The sequence below is a fragment of the Ruoffia halotolerans genome (genome assembly GCF_014049385.1).
Classification (GTDB): domain Bacteria; phylum Bacillota; class Bacilli; order Lactobacillales; family Aerococcaceae; genus Ruoffia; species Ruoffia halotolerans.
Genome location: NZ_JACAOA010000003.1, coordinates 1 through 16010 on the forward strand (window position 1 = coordinate 1; position 16010 = coordinate 16010).

The 16010-nt window shown below is 36.4% G+C and carries 17 protein-coding genes, 1 other RNA gene and 1 pseudogene; 7 read left to right on the forward strand and 12 right to left on the reverse strand.

Annotated elements, in window-relative coordinates:
- Positions 1–257: 257 nt before the first annotated feature.
- Positions 258–392, reverse strand: a complete 135-nt coding sequence (locus tag HW423_RS11490; protein WP_218930179.1) for an IS3 family transposase — start codon at positions 390–392, stop codon at positions 258–260.
- Positions 393–716: 324 nt separating this feature from the next.
- Between HW423_RS11490 and HW423_RS11495 the strand changes: the two are divergent.
- Positions 717–1070 (forward strand): annotated as a pseudogene (locus HW423_RS11495) (GrpB family protein); the annotation flags it as partial.
- Positions 1071–1394: 324 nt separating this feature from the next.
- On the opposite strand, the gene ssrA reads toward HW423_RS11495, so the two are convergent.
- Together ssrA and HW423_RS01430 are read right to left on the reverse strand one after the other, a co-directional pair.
- Positions 1395–1761, reverse strand: a transfer-messenger RNA (tmRNA) gene (gene ssrA, locus HW423_RS01425).
- A gap of 57 nt (positions 1762–1818) precedes the next feature.
- Positions 1819–2604 (reverse strand): NRDE family protein, encoded by a 786-nt coding sequence (locus HW423_RS01430; protein WP_218930181.1) that lies wholly within the window; start codon positions 2602–2604, stop codon positions 1819–1821.
- Positions 2605–2905: 301 nt separating this feature from the next.
- Between HW423_RS01430 and ald the strand changes: the two genes are divergently transcribed.
- From ald to HW423_RS01460, 6 genes are all read left to right on the forward strand, one after another.
- Positions 2906–4021 carry an alanine dehydrogenase gene (gene ald / locus HW423_RS01435; protein ID WP_218930182.1) on the forward strand — a complete coding sequence of 372 codons (1116 nt, stop codon included), beginning with the start codon at positions 2906–2908 and terminating at the stop codon, positions 4019–4021.
- A gap of 213 nt (positions 4022–4234) precedes the next feature.
- Positions 4235–4903, forward strand: a complete 669-nt coding sequence (locus HW423_RS11365; protein ID WP_218930183.1) for a TetR/AcrR family transcriptional regulator — start codon at positions 4235–4237, stop codon at positions 4901–4903.
- A gap of 1 nt (position 4904) precedes the next feature.
- A complete protein-coding gene (locus tag HW423_RS01445; protein WP_218930184.1) occupies positions 4905–5315 on the forward strand; it encodes a DUF2871 domain-containing protein in 411 nt (136 codons plus the stop codon).
- A 510-nt stretch (positions 5316–5825) separates the two neighbouring features.
- Positions 5826–6248 (forward strand): cupin domain-containing protein, encoded by a 423-nt coding sequence (locus HW423_RS01450; RefSeq protein WP_218930185.1) that lies wholly within the window; start codon positions 5826–5828, stop codon positions 6246–6248.
- 148 nt (positions 6249–6396) lie between these two features.
- On the forward strand, positions 6397–7074 hold the full coding sequence (locus tag HW423_RS01455; protein WP_328803105.1) for an ABC transporter ATP-binding protein: 678 nt from the start codon (positions 6397–6399) through the stop codon (positions 7072–7074).
- A complete protein-coding gene (locus HW423_RS01460; RefSeq protein ID WP_218930187.1) occupies positions 7061–7840 on the forward strand; it encodes an ABC transporter permease in 780 nt (259 codons plus the stop codon). Before HW423_RS01455 ends, HW423_RS01460 begins: the two co-directional genes overlap by 14 nt.
- A gap of 41 nt (positions 7841–7881) precedes the next feature.
- Here HW423_RS01460 and HW423_RS01465 read toward each other — a convergent pair whose 3' ends face one another.
- The 9 genes from HW423_RS01465 to mutM all read right to left on the reverse strand — a co-directional run bounded on the left by HW423_RS01465 (position 7882) and on the right by mutM (position 16005).
- Positions 7882–8490: a hypothetical protein gene (locus HW423_RS01465; RefSeq protein ID WP_218930188.1), complete on the reverse strand. Its 609-nt coding sequence runs from the start codon at positions 8488–8490 to the stop codon at positions 7882–7884.
- A 92-nt stretch (positions 8491–8582) separates the two neighbouring features.
- Positions 8583–8945 (reverse strand): DUF488 domain-containing protein, encoded by a 363-nt coding sequence (locus HW423_RS01470; protein WP_218930189.1) that lies wholly within the window; start codon positions 8943–8945, stop codon positions 8583–8585.
- 180 nt (positions 8946–9125) lie between these two features.
- Positions 9126–11072, reverse strand: coding sequence for a threonine--tRNA ligase (gene thrS, locus HW423_RS01475; RefSeq protein WP_218930190.1), 1947 nt, complete (start codon positions 11070–11072; stop codon positions 9126–9128).
- Positions 11073–11456: 384 nt separating this feature from the next.
- Positions 11457–11660, reverse strand: coding sequence for a hypothetical protein (locus HW423_RS01480; protein WP_197103861.1), 204 nt, complete (start codon positions 11658–11660; stop codon positions 11457–11459).
- Positions 11661–11671: 11 nt separating this feature from the next.
- Entirely contained in the window at positions 11672–12601 is a 930-nt protein-coding gene (gene dnaI, locus HW423_RS01485; protein WP_218930191.1) for a primosomal protein DnaI, read from the reverse strand.
- Positions 12601–14052 (reverse strand): replication initiation and membrane attachment family protein, encoded by a 1452-nt coding sequence (locus HW423_RS01490; RefSeq protein WP_218930192.1) that lies wholly within the window; start codon positions 14050–14052, stop codon positions 12601–12603. Before HW423_RS01490 ends, dnaI begins: the two co-directional genes overlap by 1 nt.
- The gene (nrdR, locus tag HW423_RS01495; protein ID WP_218930193.1) at positions 14036–14536 is read right to left on the reverse strand and encodes a transcriptional regulator NrdR; all 501 of its coding nucleotides are present in this window, start codon (positions 14534–14536) and stop codon (positions 14036–14038) included. The genes HW423_RS01490 and nrdR overlap by 17 nt, the downstream gene beginning before the upstream one ends.
- 21 nt (positions 14537–14557) lie before the next feature.
- Positions 14558–15154 (reverse strand): dephospho-CoA kinase, encoded by a 597-nt coding sequence (gene coaE, locus HW423_RS01500; RefSeq protein WP_218930194.1) that lies wholly within the window; start codon positions 15152–15154, stop codon positions 14558–14560.
- Between the two features lie 14 nt (positions 15155–15168).
- On the reverse strand, positions 15169–16005 hold the full coding sequence (gene mutM / locus HW423_RS01505; RefSeq protein ID WP_218930195.1) for a DNA-formamidopyrimidine glycosylase: 837 nt from the start codon (positions 16003–16005) through the stop codon (positions 15169–15171).
- Positions 16006–16010 lie beyond the last annotated feature (5 nt).

The window sequence follows — 16010 nt, forward strand, 5'->3', positions numbered from 1 at the left end:
TGTATTTGAATTTTTTTAAAACTTCAATATTTATAATATAAATCTAATCAAGGTTATATTGTCTATGCATACTAATTAAATCATCGGCATGTCAAACTAAACTGTACGTTTTTTATAAGTTGTTTAGTTGTCAATCACTCTCAGTTATTTGTAAATACCAATGCTAACAGCAATAACTCATTGTCACTTGCCTTGTATCCTTTGCTTGTATGCTCCTCATTTACATACTCACGTCTCCAAGTAAAGTGCACGGCTTTTCATGCTGTAGAAAGAATCGCTATATTTTGATCCTTGTATGCCTTTGGAGTCAGATAACCTAGTGATCCATTAATACGAGCGTTATTGTACAAACTGTCATAATCAAATAGTCCTAAATCCAAATCTGCTTGCATTTCAAAGTACTCACATTAATAAATTCAGTTTTCAGGATCTAAAAGATTGCTTCTGCTACGGTATGGCCATACGGCTTAGCCATCGTGGTCAATAATTGCTCAATAACTAAAGCTTCACGAGCCTTGTCAATATTTTTGTCTTTAAACTCGCTTCAACGATCAGTATGGAATATTTTGAGTCTATATAGATTAAATTTTATAGATGCAAAGACTTGTATGATTAACTCTACTGTCTTATGAGGAACCGCACTATAATGAATAATCTCACGATTAAATAATTCAATGAGTATACAAACACAGTGCCAACGTTGACCAACTTTAACTTCAAAACCAATCATTGACATTGCAATTGAACTTAATCAATTTACTGACGGTGAAAAATGTATTTCAGCTTTAGAATCTGTCGGTTACACTTCACATGGAACCAATATCTTACCGGATCGGTATTATTTTACTAAAGGTGAACCAAGAACACATTAAATTCATATGTATCAACATGGAAATAAGTATCTCTTAGAGCAGTTAAACTTTAGAGACTATCTTAGAGAAAACCCAAAAGCTAGAGATGATTATGAAAAATTGAAATTTAAATTGTCAAACCTAAATAATAAAAATAAGCATAAATATGCTGAAGAAAAAAACGACTTTTATAAAAAATATCTTAGAAAAAATATGTAATATAAATTAATGAATTAAAACCATTATTTTTTCATATAGTAATAGAAATGGTAATGGTTAGTAATGGTTTATAGCAATTGTAAACAAAGTTCGGGAATTAAAAAAGGCTTCCTACCAGCTTTTAGAAGCTGTTAGGAAACCTTAGTAAAGCTATTGTGGAGTTGAGGGGGTTCAATTCCCTGGCCAAACACCCTCAATTCCTATTTATCACATTAATAATCTTTTTCCTATACAAAAATACACCAGCGTATCATAGCAATGGCCAAATCACTATGCGCTGGTGTTGTATCATGCCCAGATTAACTGGACATAACTATATTTCAACAATGGAGATGAGGAGATTCGAACTCCTGTCCAAATATCTCGCCACTTACGAATCTACGTCAATAGTTTATCCATTTAAAGTTTGGCTCACTGTTAGCCGATAAACGGGCATCGCAGTTCGCGAGTCTGGTAATCTCTTATTTAACTTGCAGACGGAAAGTTAAATCGTATCCCACTGAATTTGAGACCGGTATCTGAGCACATGGGCGATGCCAGGCCGATCTTCACCCGCAGTTCTTAGGCTGCTAAAGCGAAATTATTGTTTGTATTGTTTGCAGTTATATTTAACTGTAGCGTTTTTAGGAAGTCGCTGCCTTCCTGACGCATCATAAGTTCGAACAATACCTGTCGAAACCAAGACATCCCCGCTATGATACAAAATTATTATAGCACCTTTTTCTATGAATGTCAAACTTAGTCAGTGTTATACCCTACCATAGTCCCTCTCTAAGACAAATTTTTCCTCAGTCACTTGAATGATTTCTTGCGCACTATAACGTACTTCTTTCATTGATACTTGCCCTTCTCTATTGATAACAATCGCAGTCGTAGAAACTGTCCCAAAGTCTGGGTTACTTTGGATGAAGATGGACGAATGTTTCAACGCAACCTCTTTCTCTAATGCTTGTGGATAGTCTTTCAAATCTGGGTTAGGCGTTGTATCTTGAAACAAGTCAATCAAGTTGTCTAATTCTGGTATTGTCTCCTTAGCAAGAGTTTCAGCTAAGACTGCTTCGGATTTAAGTTGGCGATACTTGGACAGATCATCCTTCGTATTACTAAGGCTGTGAACTTCTTGATTATAAGGTTTGAATTCATCTCTCACATTATCATATCTGTACAAGTCATCGATTGTCCCAAACAACAGATGATAGCCTTCATACTTCTTGCGGTCCGCCCGTAATTGCCTAACGTAATCTAAGACACTAACATCACTTGTTAGAAAATCAGTAATCAGTCCCCCACGTGATAAAGGGTCAACTGGAACATGCTCCGTGAAAGGTTGGTTGGTTAAAGCAGCAAAGCGCCCCGTCGTTGTGATGGCCAACCAAGTACCACCAGCCTTCATATCACGGCCCCCAAGAATAGTTGGATGATCCTTCCAAAAATGAATGGGCAAACTTTCCCTTTGATAAGCTTCATCCCGATTAGCAATTAATACAAATGGCGCTTGAGCACCTTCTTCGCTTCGAAAAGTTATTAAGCACATTTTATATACCTCGTCTTTAACTAAATATTTCTTTTAACTAGTATATCATTCTATTCGTGAATAAGAATCTATATGCTTTTTTTCTTTTATTAGGCAATATAATAAAATAGTCTACTACTTTATTATATAATAACATAATATTTTTTTATACTTTCTTGCTTATTAGTATGAAAATACCAATAATACGCTTTTTTAGAAAAAATTAAGCATATTATTATAACTTTTTCACAATTCATGTTATACTATTTTTGTCGGAAATTTATAACTATGAATTTTAAAAAATTAGAGGAGAGAATAATTTATGATAATTGGAATTCCTAAAGAAATTAAACCAAATGAAGATCGCGTTGGTATGACACCCGGTAACGTGCAAACGTTAGTGGATGCAGGTAATACTGTGTATGTTGAAAAACACGCTGGTGACGGATCAGGTTTTACTGATGAGGAATATATTGAAGCTGGCGCAGAAATCAAAGATGACGCAAAAGACGTATGGGCCGCTGATATGGTAATTAAAGTAAAAGAACCTCTACCAGAAGAATATGATTACTTCCACGATGGATTAATCTTATTCGCATATTTACATCTTGCTCCAGAAGTAAAATTAACACAAGCTCTTCTAGATAAAGGTGTTACAGGAATCGCATACGAAACAATGGTTGAGAATGGTGCGCTACCATTACTTATCCCAATGAGTGAAGTAGCTGGACGAATGGCTGTACAAATTGGTGCTCACTTCCTAGAAAAACAAAACGGTGGTCGTGGAATTCTATTAGATGGTCTACCAGGCGTGAGCAGTGCCCACGTTGTTGTTATTGGTGGAGGTATCGTGGGATACAACGCAGCGAGACTCTCAGTTGGTATGGGAGCTAAAGTAACAATTTTAGATATTAATCCACAACGTTTAGCTGAATTAGAAGACTTATTAGGTGGACAAGTTGAAACACTAATGTCTACTGAAGAAAATATTGCGAAAGTAATCCAAGATGCTGACGTGGCTATTGGTTCTGTATTAATCCCAGGACGTCGCGCACCAATCTTAGTAACTGAAGAAATGGTTAAAACGATGAAAGAAGGATCTGTGATCGTCGATATCGCTGTTGACCAAGGTGGTAACTTTGAAACAACGACTCACGCGACAACACATAAAGACCCTGTATACATTAAACATGGTGTTGTTCACTATACAGTTGCAAACATTCCAGGTGCTGTACCACGAACTGCGACATTAGGATTAACTAACGTAACATTACGTTACGCACAAGAAATTATCAATAAAGGTGTTAAAGAAGCAGCTTTAGGTAACTCAACCATCTTAACAGGAATTAATACTTATAAAGGTATTCTTACTCAAGAAGGTGTTGCTGAATCACAAGACCGTGAATATCAAGAAGCTAAAGAATTATTAAAAGATTAATTTAATTCAAAAAACGTCATCCTTATAAGGATGACGTTTTTTTTGCCTTACATTACCTACTGCGTCTTTTAGAATGAGCATGCCGAAATATTCTTTTCATACTTTTAGATTCATAACACCGATTTTCTTATCACATGCTGGGCCGGCATTATTCTATATAAGGATTATAATTAAAGTAATACCTTTTTTTCAGAGTGACAAAGTGTTACTCTCGTGCTATACTCTCATAGTGACATTCTGTCACTGATAAGCCATAGAGGAGGTTTTGATATTCCAAAAGATACTTTTTTACATTTAGATGCTGAAAAACGCGTACAGATTGAATTGATTTTATTGGATGTTCTTTATGATCAGCCGCTGAGTCAAGTGAAGGTGTCAGAAATCATTTCTTTAATGAATATGTCTCGGGGCGCTTTTTATAAGTATTTTAAAGATTTGGCTGATGCGAATGATTATTTAATATCAACTGTTGCACGCGCAATTCATATTGATATTATGCAGCACATTCAACAAAGCGAGGATGCCCTATTTGATGGGATTGCGAATTACTTGAAGGCAATTAGTCACCTCGATCATCAGGATATTCGATGGAAACAAATCAAATTCTTAACTGGAAGTGATCAAGTAATATTCTCGAGACGTCGTAAAGTTCCATCTGAATCACAGATGTTTGATCAATGGTTTACGATATTAGAGAAGAATCACCTTGATATCTCAAATAATGAAGAAGCCATCAGCTTTTTATACTTTGTCATGTCATTGGTTACAAATAGTTTAACTGAATATATCGCTAATGAATGGGATTCACAGACACTTCTCTTAGAATACGAACGAAAGGTTTATTGGTTACTTCATGGCATAAACAATACAAAAGGAGAGTAATATGCAACACAAATTAGCACGTACGAGTATGATTTATATGATTTTAGGTTTGGCTTTCGGATTATTTGATCGTGAATTTGCTCGTATTTATGACTTTACTGGATACACTCAACTAGGCGTTCTACACACACATACGTTAATTTTAGGAATGTTCTTTTTCTTAATTGTATTAATTCTTGAACACCAATTTAAATTAAGCGCACACCGCCATTATAAAAAATTCATTATGTTCTACCAATCTGGTTTAGGTATATCTTTACTAATTATGTTAATCCATGGATCAATGATTGTGATGGGAATGGAATCATCTGCAATGATGTCTGGGATTGCTGGTATTGGGCATATTCTACTAACAATTGGTCTTGGCTTTTTCTTTAAAGTATTAATGGATAGTATTAAAGCAGTTAAATAGTTTTATTTAATAAGAGCCCCCTTTTAATCCTCGTTTGGATTTGAGGGGGCTCTTAATAGCTTGTACCTGATTAATTCGAATTATTTATTTGATCAATTTTTTCAACAGCTTCGGTGAAACAATTTTTTAGTTGATTAATTGTTTCGATCGTTATCAATAAATTCTCTTCTGGAATATCAACTGATTTTATAACTTCTTTTTTATATTAATGATAATACCGATCCAACAACGCGTCACCCTCACTTGTAGTGCTTATATAAGTGATTCGTTTATCTGTTGTTGACTATTCTCGAATTACTATACCTTTGCTTTATAAGCTTGCCTTTAAATCTTGAAAACTACTCTCTCATTATGCCCCTTCAAATCATTACCTAATATAAATATATTTTGCTCCCTCAATACTTTTTTTATAAACAACATTTATATTATTTGACAAAATTTTATGTAAACGTTATTGTCTATGTAACATATGTATTTTAGATGTGTAAACTATTACGAGGAGGATTTAATATGGAATTTGACTACAAGGACCATGGTAAAAAGCCGTATGTAATAAATATCGAAGATGCAACAAAGGAAAATAATAACTATCGTACTACAATTTGGACAGGCGAAAAATTACAAGTAACTGTCATGTCAATTCAACCAGGTGATGATATTGGTTTAGAAGTACACGAAGGCATTGATCAATTTATTCGAATTGAAGATGGTGAAGGCTTATGTAAGATGGGGCCAACTGAAGATGATTTAAATGTACAAATAGAAGTATCTGATGATGATGCTGTATTTGTTCCAGCAAATATGTGGCATAATATCGAGAATACTGGAGATAAACCACTTAAGTTATATACAATATATGCTGGACCAGATCACTTAGAAGGAACAGTCCACCCAACTCATGCAGATGCAGAAAACGATCCGAATGAACATTAAATAAACAATCATTAACAAAGCAACTCTGATCCGGTGTTAGTTCATGACATTGGCTCAGAGTTTTTATATATATTTTTAGTACGTCTTGCAAAGTCCAATTATAATGCTTACAATTAGGTTATATGTTTTTCAAAGAAAGGTGATTACCGTGTCAGAACTTATACAGATTAATAATCTTACAATAAAAGCAAATACGCAAACAATCATAAGTAACTTATCATTCGACGTTCAGCCCAACGAAATTCTTACGATTAATGGCCCTTCTGGGAGCGGTAAAAGTACCGTACTCAAATATCTTGCGCAATTACAAAGCCCTGCTTTAACAACGTCAGGTGACTATTTATTCAAAGGAAAGAATGCCGAAGACATTGATCCCATTGAATTACGTCAAAATATCTCTTATTGTTTCCAATCGCCCACCTTATTTGGTGAGACGGTGCGCGATAACTTACGGTTTAGTTATGATATTCGTAATATGGACTTTGATGAAGAACTTGCGAAAGATTTACTTTCACATGTTCAATTATCGGAGTCGTATTTGGATAAAGACATTACAACTTTATCTGGTGGAGAAAAACAACGTGTGGCTTTAATTCGTAACGTTCAATTCCGGCCTGATATTCTCTTACTTGATGAAATTACAAGTGCGTTAGATTCAGATACTCGAAAAATCATCTGGGAATGGTTAAATCAATACCGTAAGGAAAACAAGGTTACAGTGATTATAGTCAGCCACATTAAAAAAGAACAACAATTAGCTGACCGAATTATTACCTTAGATAAGATAGGCTCCGATGAAAGTGAGGAAAATCATGAACCAGCTTAATGTAACCCCAACTTCTTTAGTTTTATCATTTATTTTAGTCATTATTGCGATTGTTATTTCATACAGAGAAAAATTAAAACTTGAAAAAGAGTTAATTATTGCGATTGTCCGCATGATTGTTCAACTCGTTGTGGTTGGGTACCTTTTACAAGGAATTTTCCAAGTTGATAACACCTTTGTAACACTAGCGATGATGCTAGTCATGATATTGAATGCTAGCTGGAATGCGGGACAACGTGGTAAAGGGCTGAAAAATGCGTTTATCAATTCTTTAATTGCGATCTTAACCACAGCAACCATTACGATTAGTGTGCTTGTTCTTTCAGGTAGTTTAGAATTCACACCGTCACAACTCATTCCAATTACTGGGATGATTATCGGGGGCTCAATGAGTTCGATAGGTTTAGCTTTCTCTACCCTATCACAGACGTTTACAGACCAAGCACAAGCCGTTCAAGAAAAACTGGCTCTTGGTGCGACACCTTATCAAGCTTCCAAATCGATTCTAAAAGCAACAATGAGTCGGGGGTTACAACCAACGATTGATAATACGAAGACGGTAGGAATAGTGACTTTACCTGGGATGATGGCTGGTTTGATGTTTGCGGGAATTGATCCTGCTAAAGCCATTCTTTACCAAATTATGGTTATGTTTATGATGCTAGCCTCTACAGCAATCTCTACTTATATCGCAACTTACTTAACGTATCGTTCATTCTTTAGTGACCGACACCAATTACGTACAAATCGATTACAAGATAAATAAAAAAATGAGTTAGTGAGATATTTCTCTCTAACTCATTTTTTTTATGACAATTTAGTTGTGTCGCTGTCTGCTTCTTCCTTGCTTTCTTCTTCAGCTAATACAGCGATGTCTTCATTGACTAAGGGTTCTTCTGTGGGTTCAGTTGTTTCTGTGACTTCTATTTCAGGTTCTGGTTCGACGTTTTTCGAATCACCAATCGTAACTTGTGCTAACTCTTCTTTTGTTTTCTTCATTTCATCTTGCATGAATACTATTCCTAAACTAATTAAGACTGGTAATAGGATAAACAGTGTCGCATTTTCAAAGAATTTTTGCCAGTACAATGATGTGAAATCAAAGGCATTCTGAAACGCAGCAGTTTGGGCATTCATTGCTGATTCCGCAATCACTTCGTTATTCATTGCTAATTGCTCAAGCGCTAAGGATGTTGCTGCAAAGTTAATCTCTCTAGCTGTTTGAAAGTAAGCTGTGATGAAAGCGAAGATTGCTCCAATGAGTACGATAAAGATATATCCCTTATAATTGCGTCCATTTTCTCCCACTTCGCTACCAGATTGTTGATTAAACCAAACTGTAAAGCGATTCCATAAGTTAAATTGGTTGATGAGTAAGATAACTAATATTACTATCACTACAATTTCAAAAACCATTTATTTTCCTCCTCAATTTTTTAATCTCTTTCGTTCCATTATAGCGATGTTATTAGTTAAAAGTAAAATGAAAATGACTGTATCGAGTATTTTTATAGATGATCCTCTGTCCATTCTTTTAATACAACCGCATTATTATTGTCCTTATCTTTAGCTGCATATAACAAAGTTACAGGACCATCATCTAATTTTTCTTTGACCAAAGCTAGCCAAGAATTTTTCTCATCATGATTGTTCAACTCTTCTTCATATTTTTCTTTGAACCATGAGAATTTACCCTCTTCATGATCAAAGTCTTTACGTAAGTCTGATGAAGGGGCCATGTCTTTAAACCACTCATCATGATGTAAGTCTTCTTTCTTAATGCCTCTTGGCCATAGACGGTCCACTAGTATGCGGTAACCATCTTGGTCTTTAGCATCATCATAAGCTCTTTTAATATGTATTTTCGCCATAATATAATCCTCCTTAAGTTGTTTAAAGCTGTATATAATTAGCTTAGCGCTAACTTAAAGTAAAGTCACGAGATACGCAAATTGTGGACGGCACTTTAGTCCCTCATTTCATGCAAAAAAGCTCAACAATCATGGTCATAAACCACAACGGTTGAGCTGTTCTGCTATTAACTATTCAAATTATTCAGCATCACGACTTTTTGATGCGATATCCTTCTCAAGGTACTCAACAAACTCGTCGTAAGTCATTGTTTGAGAATCTTTAGAGCTGTATGGACGGATATTCACTGTGCCGTCTTCCACCTCTTGGTCTCCGATAACGATTTGGTATGGAACTTTAGACGTTTGAGCTTCACGAATCTTGTAACCCAGTTTTTCATTACGTAAGTCCATCTCAACGCGGTAACCTTTCGCTCTTAAATCATGGTAAAGTTCTTCAATACGGTCACCATGCGCATCATTACTTACAGGTAATAATACGGCTTGAACGGGCGCTAACCATGTTGGGAATGCCCCTTTATACTCTTCGATTAAGTAAGCAACGAAACGTTCCATTGTTGATACAACCCCACGGTGAATAACTACTGGACGGTGAGTATTTTGTCCATCTTCACCGACATATGTTAATTCAAAGCGTTCTGGTAATAAGAAGTCTAATTGAACCGTAGACATTGTTTCTTCAAGACCAATGGCTGTCTTGAATTGTACGTCTAATTTAGGTCCGTAGAAGGCAGCTTCGCCAATCGCTTCAAAATACTCTAGACCTAATTCGTCCATCGCTTCTTTTAACATTGCTTCTGCTTTTTCCCACATTAGATCGTCATCGAAGTATTTATCTTTATCTTCTGGATCGCGGTAGCTTAAGCGGAAGCGGTAATCAGTAATATTAAAGTCATTGTATACATCTTCAATTAATTTCAGTACGCGTTTGAATTCTTCTTTAATTTGGTCAGGACGTACAAAGATATGTGCGTCGTTCAATGTCATCTCACGTACACGTTGTAATCCTGATAAGGCACCTGATTTTTCGTAACGGTGCATCATACCTAATTCTGCAATACGAATTGGTAATTCACGGTATGAATGAATATCATTTTTATAAATTAACATGTGATGTGGACAGTTCATTGGACGTAGGGCTAGCATTTCGCCGTCACCCATGTCCATTAATGGGAACATGTCATCTTTATAGTGATCCCAGTGACCAGAAGTTTTATATAAATCTGATTTAGCCATGATTGGTGTATACACATGTTCATAACCTAAGTTAATTTCTTTATCCATAATGTAACGTTCAATGATACGACGGATTGTTGCCCCGTTTGGTAACCAGAATGGGAGACCTTGCCCAGCTTCTTGATTAATCATGAAGATGCCGAGTTCTTTACCTAACTTACGGTGGTCACGTTCTCTTGCTTCTTCACGTAAACGTAAGAATTCATCTAATTCATCTTGTTTGAAGAATGCAGTACCGTAAACACGTTGCATCATAGTGTTATCTGAATTCCCTCTCCAGTATGCACCAGCCAATGATAATAATTTAACCACTTTAATCTTACCTGTTGAAGGCATGTGTCCCCCGCGACACAAGTCAACGAATTCACCTTGTTGGTATACTGAGATTTCTTCATCTTCTGGAAGTTCTTTAATTAATTCTTGTTTGAAAGCATCATCTTTGAAGATTTCTAAGGCTTCTTCTCTAGAAACGACGCGACCAATAATGTCGTGGTTTTCTGAGATAATTTTCTTCATTTCTTTTTCTATCTTAGGTAAGTCTTCCTCAGTGATTGGATCTTCTTTATATGTATCGTAGTAGAATCCTGAGTCAATCGCTGGTCCTACACCAAATTGAATCCCTGGGTATAAACGAGTTAACGCATGTGCTAATAGATGTGCTGATGAGTGACGCATTAATTCTAAAGCTTCAGGGCTTTTGTTTGTGATAACTTCAATCGCACCATCTTTAGTAATCGGTGTATGGTAATCAATAATTTCCCCATCTAGTTTTCCTGCTAAGGCTGCTTTTTTAAGTGATTTACTAATTGAATCAGCAACATCAGCAATTGTAATACCTGCGTCAAATTCTTTTACATTTCCATCTGGAAACGTTAATTTAATTTTGTCCATGACCATTCTCCTCTTTTTATAAAATATACAAAAAAATCCCATTGACTGAGCGTATACTCAATCAATGGGACGTGAAATTTAATACGTGGTTCCACCCAATTTTTTCCATAGAGACACTAAATGAGTGTTCTATGAACTTTGTTCAAGCTTAACGGGCGTCTGCGTCTACTCCTAATATCGAAACCGAGTTCAGAGTAAAAGTATATGAAGGGGTCTTATATAAAGCAATGTAGGATGTCGCACCAAATCATCCCTCTCTGAAAGCATTGAGTTTACAAAGTTGTCTTCATGTAAAGTCGTTTATTCATTTAAGGGCTTTTCACTTCCTAATGAAAGCAAAAGCTATATCATATTTATATCATGACTTTTGTTGAATTACAAGTCCTATTGTCGCTTACCAAACTGAGAAAGCGTCACCAAGCCAGCACCTGTAATAAAAATACCCAGAAGCATTGGAAAGGCCAATTGTGTTTGTCCTTCTCTAAAATAATAGATGAATAGGACGATTACTTGAATGGCTAAGGCGATTCCAAAATAAATCATGAGTAGCCGCTTTTGTTTGAGTTCTTCTTCAGGATTACGGTTCAAATCATCCCTCCTTATCTATTTCTATGTCTTAAGTTCTCTCCTGTAAGAGAGACTTCTTTGGCTAGGTAACGAATTCTTTCCATAATTCGCTTCGCTTTAATTGTTTCGTTACCACCATCTCTTGAGTGAGCTAAGTGGCTTTCGATCTCTTTTAAGTTAAAGTTTGACGAGAAGAATGTCGGTAATGACTCCTTCATACGGTATTCAAGAATGGTCGTCAATACTTCATCACGTACCCAAACGGTGTTAGCTTCAGCTCCGATGTCATCAATAATTAGGATATCGACCGACTTCACATCTGTTAACACTTGTTGTGTTGAGTTATCCGCAAAGGTTGATTTAATCTCCGTTGTAAAAGTTGGATAATGAATCATCGTCACACTTTTATTCAACTTCACCAGTGCATTAGCTAACGCACCCAGTAAATAAGTCTTACCTACACCGAATTCCCCAGAAATGTATAAACCTTGAGCACGGTGTGGGTTCTTCTTATACTCATCTAAAAAGCTAATCACTTCGGCTAAAAGCTGCTTACGCGACTCAGTATTGGCATAATACTCAGTCAAGCTTGCTTCCCTAACGTCCGCAGACATCATTCGGTTGTCTAATAAACTTCTTTGTTGTTGCTTCTCTTTGTTGTCATAGTAGGCCTTCGTTGGTACATATGACACATCGATGTAATTATAATTTAAGAACAAAACTGGTTTAAAACCAGGGTTTTGTCCTTGTTCTCCTCTTCTTATTAGATCCATTTCCCGTGCGAATTCATTCAATTTAGAAAGCGAATTTTCAATCATTTCTTGAGAAATCGCGTCTTCATACTGGTCCACAAACGCTTTGACATCGGGATGATTTAAGACATAATCGACGGTCGCTTTATAATCTGCTTGAAACTTTGGATCTCTCGTAAACCGAGTCAGTATTTGATTAATTTTTTGCACTATGAATCACCTTCTTCCCCTATTAACTCATTCAGACGCTTACGCATCTCATCTTCACTATATTGCGGTTGAGATGCAGTTTGAGGAGTCGCTTGTTGTTGCTCGGACTGTTCGTTATCCTTCATCCAAGATGGAATAATCTCTTGATGTTGGGATTGTCCGCGTTTCTTGTAATTCGAACGGTTTTCTCTTTGCTTCTGTTCGATTGCTTTCTTCTTACGTTGTTCTTTCACATATTGCATCGCTTTAGGGATATTCGTTAATTCCTCTTGTTCCCATTCACTCGCTACACGTTGCAATTCGCCTTTATAAATATTCGGTCTGTCGTTAATCACTAAAAGATAGTAGATTAAAAAGTTCACAACATGTTCGTTTAAACGTGTTTTTTCTGCTAAATCTCTAATATAAAAATGCTCTGAATCGGTTGTGAAAGTTTTCTTCGCTTGCTTCATCTTATTCAAGAATGCATCACTCGGCATTTGTTCACACGAAATCACCAATTGAACCGCTCCTGGCGCTAATTCCGGATGTTGCGCTTTTAATTGTTGTCTGCGGTCTTCTACTTCGGCTTTCGTATACATTCGAGACGTTCGGTTCGACTTCGTCCTTGGCTCAAGTTGGTCTTGTTGCAAATTCGATTGCCAATTCGATTCAGCTTTTTTATTTTGTCTTTGAGCAATTTTCTTCAAGTCATTTAAATTTACATTTCCGGTAGTTTTATCCATAGCTAAGTATACTAGATTAGCTAACTCGCTTTCTGAGTTGCCGTAAATATCATGGATTGCATAAATCTGTTCTTTCAATTCTTCAGTTAATTCTGAATGGTTTATTCCTTCAGAAATTACATAAGAAATAAAGCGACTATATTCTAAACCTGGTGCATAATTATGCACTTTATCTGGTTGTTCGTCAATAACTTTTGTAGCAGCTGCATCGACTTGAATAGGATATAACGCCTTTTGAAAGGTGGATGTCTCTTCAGCATAACGATCCTCATCAATCGCTTCTACAGTTAAAAGTGTTGTTAACTCTTCGTAGTCTTTCTCGCCCAGTTGATTTAATAAAGCTGTACTTAATAAAGCATCTTGGAAAAAGGCTTGATTGAGTAGGGGCAATTTTAAATCATAGAGAATTGTTTGGTGAATGGGATTCGAATTTGACTTCATATCGCGATATGTTCGTATTAAACCGACGGCCTCGAGTTTAATCCGTGCTTCGTTCAATTCTTTAATACCAATGTTCAAGTGAAGTAGTAAAATTTGATGCCGTAATGATCTGCGACTATCCAAGTGAACAGTTGTTGGCATTGACATTAACGTTAAGTATAGACCAATACTTTCTGGACCGATAATTGGTTGATATAAATGAGTTAAACTTTCTAGATAATTAGCTGAAATATCTGCTTGCCCTTTTAAAACAAAGGGTTGAAGCGGATTAATGGTTAGGCTCATCTTGATCTTGACCTTCCTCAATCTGTGATCCATGCTTACCTGCCATAGATTCTAATTCTTTCATGAAACTCTCACGCGATTGGAATTCACGGTAGACACTTGCAAAGCGAATGTAGGCAACCTCATCCAATTCCATAAGAAGAGGCATGACATATTCCCCAATACGGCTTGTCTCAATCTCTTGGTCAGCGTCATCTCGAATGGATTCTTCCACTTGATTCACAAGTTCATTCATCTGCTCCACCGCAATCGGCCGTTTTTCAGCACTTCGAACAATGCCTCGCATTAATTTATCTCGATTAAATTCTTCACGCGTACCATCGCGTTTTACTACTAGTAATGGTGATTGCTCGATTCGCTCATGAGTATTGAAGCGAAAGCCACACTCTAAACATTCTCTTCTTCGACGAATGGATTGACCCTCTTCTGCCGGACGTGAGTCAATCACTTTGGATGACTGACCCTGACATTTAGGACATTGCATTGTACATACCTCCTTAAGTAATTACTTGTTATTCTCTGCTTTTAATAGCTGATCGATTTGTTTATAAGTCTCTTCAGGTGTGTTTGAATTATCAATCACGATTTCGCTCCATTTGGCCTTATCTTCAATCGATATTTGATTGCTAATAAGTTGGCGTGCATCTTCTTCACCCAGTAGATTCCGCTTCATTAAGCGTTCTAATTGAATGTCTGGGGAGACGTATACAAGCCAGACGGCATCCGTTGGAATATCAATATCCACTTCATAATACAAAGGAATATCCACAAAGATCAGTGAATGGCCTTCTTCTTTATAAGCTTTCATTCTCTTTTTGGATTCTTTAGAAATTAACGGATGTAAAATCTGATTGAGTTTCTCTTTACTCGCTGCATCATTAAACACAATATTGCTTAAAGCTTTTCTGTTTAACGTTCCATCTGCTTGGATAATATCTTCACCGAAATTTTCTTTCAGACGCTCTAAGCCGACCGTGCCTTTTTCAACCACAATACGACTAATAATATCTGTATCAATCACTGGATACCCTTGTTGAATTAAATACTTTGAAACCGTGGATTTCCCAGTAGCGATACTTCCTGTTATAGCAATAGCTTTCATACGTTTATCTCCTGTTATAATCTTTGGCAAACGGGACAAAAGTGCGTCCCTCTTTGGGCTACGCGTATTTTCTCAATGGGAGTTTGGCACCGTACACAAGGCTCACCGGTCTTACCATATACTTTTAGTTCGTTCTGATAGCGCCCTGCTTCTCCAACAGTATTGCGGTAACTTCGAATCGTTGATCCACCCAGTTCCACTGCTTTACTCATTATATTAATTATAGCATGATACAAGGTATTGATCTGTTTATCTGATAGTTGGGATCCGGCTGTTTGTGGGTGAATCTGCGCTTCGAATAGGACTTCATCCACATAAATATTTCCTAAGCCAGTTACTATCTTTTGTGATAACAAAGCTGTTTTGATAGGTTGCTTTGACTTCTCTAATTGATCTTTGAAGTCCTCTAAATGAAACTCTGCTTCCGTTGGTTCTGGACCAATCTTTCGTTCGGCAAAGAATGCTTCAATTAAATATTTTGGAACATACTCCATTCTACCAAATTTCCGTACATCATTATAATGTAATTGGCTCTTATCATGAAACTCAATGATGACATGCGTATGTTTGTCTTTTGTTAGTGGTACTTCCTCTTCTGGAAAATAAAAATACTTTCCTTCCATCCGCAAATGAGACACTAAGTAACTATCAGAAAAACGGAATAATAAGTATTTACCTCGTCTGTCCACCGATAATATGGTCTCATCAATTAAGGGTTGAAGGACACTTGGATTCTCTTCAAATTGAACAACCATTCGCTTCCAAAAGACGGTAATATTTTTAATTTTTTTACCTTTGACTAGTTTGTCTAAACCTTTTCGATTTACTTCAACTTCCGGTAACTCGGGCATGCAAG

What these genes read in the sequence shown, in the direction of transcription:
- HW423_RS11490 (WP_218930179.1), bottom strand. Translation starts at nt 392, where the DNA reads ATGCAAGCAGATTTGGATTTAGGACTATTTGATTATGACAGTTTGTAC.
- HW423_RS01430 (WP_218930181.1), bottom strand. Translation starts at nt 2,604, where the DNA reads ATGTGCTTAATAACTTTTCGAAGCGAAGAAGGTGCTCAAGCGCCATTT.
- ald (WP_218930182.1), top strand. Translation starts at nt 2,906, where the DNA reads ATGATAATTGGAATTCCTAAAGAAATTAAACCAAATGAAGATCGCGTT.
- HW423_RS01445 (WP_218930184.1), top strand. Translation starts at nt 4,905, where the DNA reads ATGCAACACAAATTAGCACGTACGAGTATGATTTATATGATTTTAGGT.
- HW423_RS01450 (WP_218930185.1), top strand. Translation starts at nt 5,826, where the DNA reads ATGGAATTTGACTACAAGGACCATGGTAAAAAGCCGTATGTAATAAAT.
- HW423_RS01460 (WP_218930187.1), top strand. Translation starts at nt 7,061, where the DNA reads ATGAACCAGCTTAATGTAACCCCAACTTCTTTAGTTTTATCATTTATT.
- HW423_RS01465 (WP_218930188.1), bottom strand. Translation starts at nt 8,490, where the DNA reads ATGGTTTTTGAAATTGTAGTGATAGTAATATTAGTTATCTTACTCATC.
- HW423_RS01470 (WP_218930189.1), bottom strand. Translation starts at nt 8,945, where the DNA reads ATGGCGAAAATACATATTAAAAGAGCTTATGATGATGCTAAAGACCAA.
- thrS (WP_218930190.1), bottom strand. Translation starts at nt 11,072, where the DNA reads ATGGACAAAATTAAATTAACGTTTCCAGATGGAAATGTAAAAGAATTT.
- HW423_RS01490 (WP_218930192.1), bottom strand. Translation starts at nt 14,052, where the DNA reads ATGAGCCTAACCATTAATCCGCTTCAACCCTTTGTTTTAAAAGGGCAA.
- nrdR (WP_218930193.1), bottom strand. Translation starts at nt 14,536, where the DNA reads ATGCAATGTCCTAAATGTCAGGGTCAGTCATCCAAAGTGATTGACTCA.
- coaE (WP_218930194.1), bottom strand. Translation starts at nt 15,154, where the DNA reads ATGAAAGCTATTGCTATAACAGGAAGTATCGCTACTGGGAAATCCACG.
- mutM (WP_218930195.1), bottom strand. Translation starts at nt 16,005, where the DNA reads ATGCCCGAGTTACCGGAAGTTGAAGTAAATCGAAAAGGTTTAGACAAA.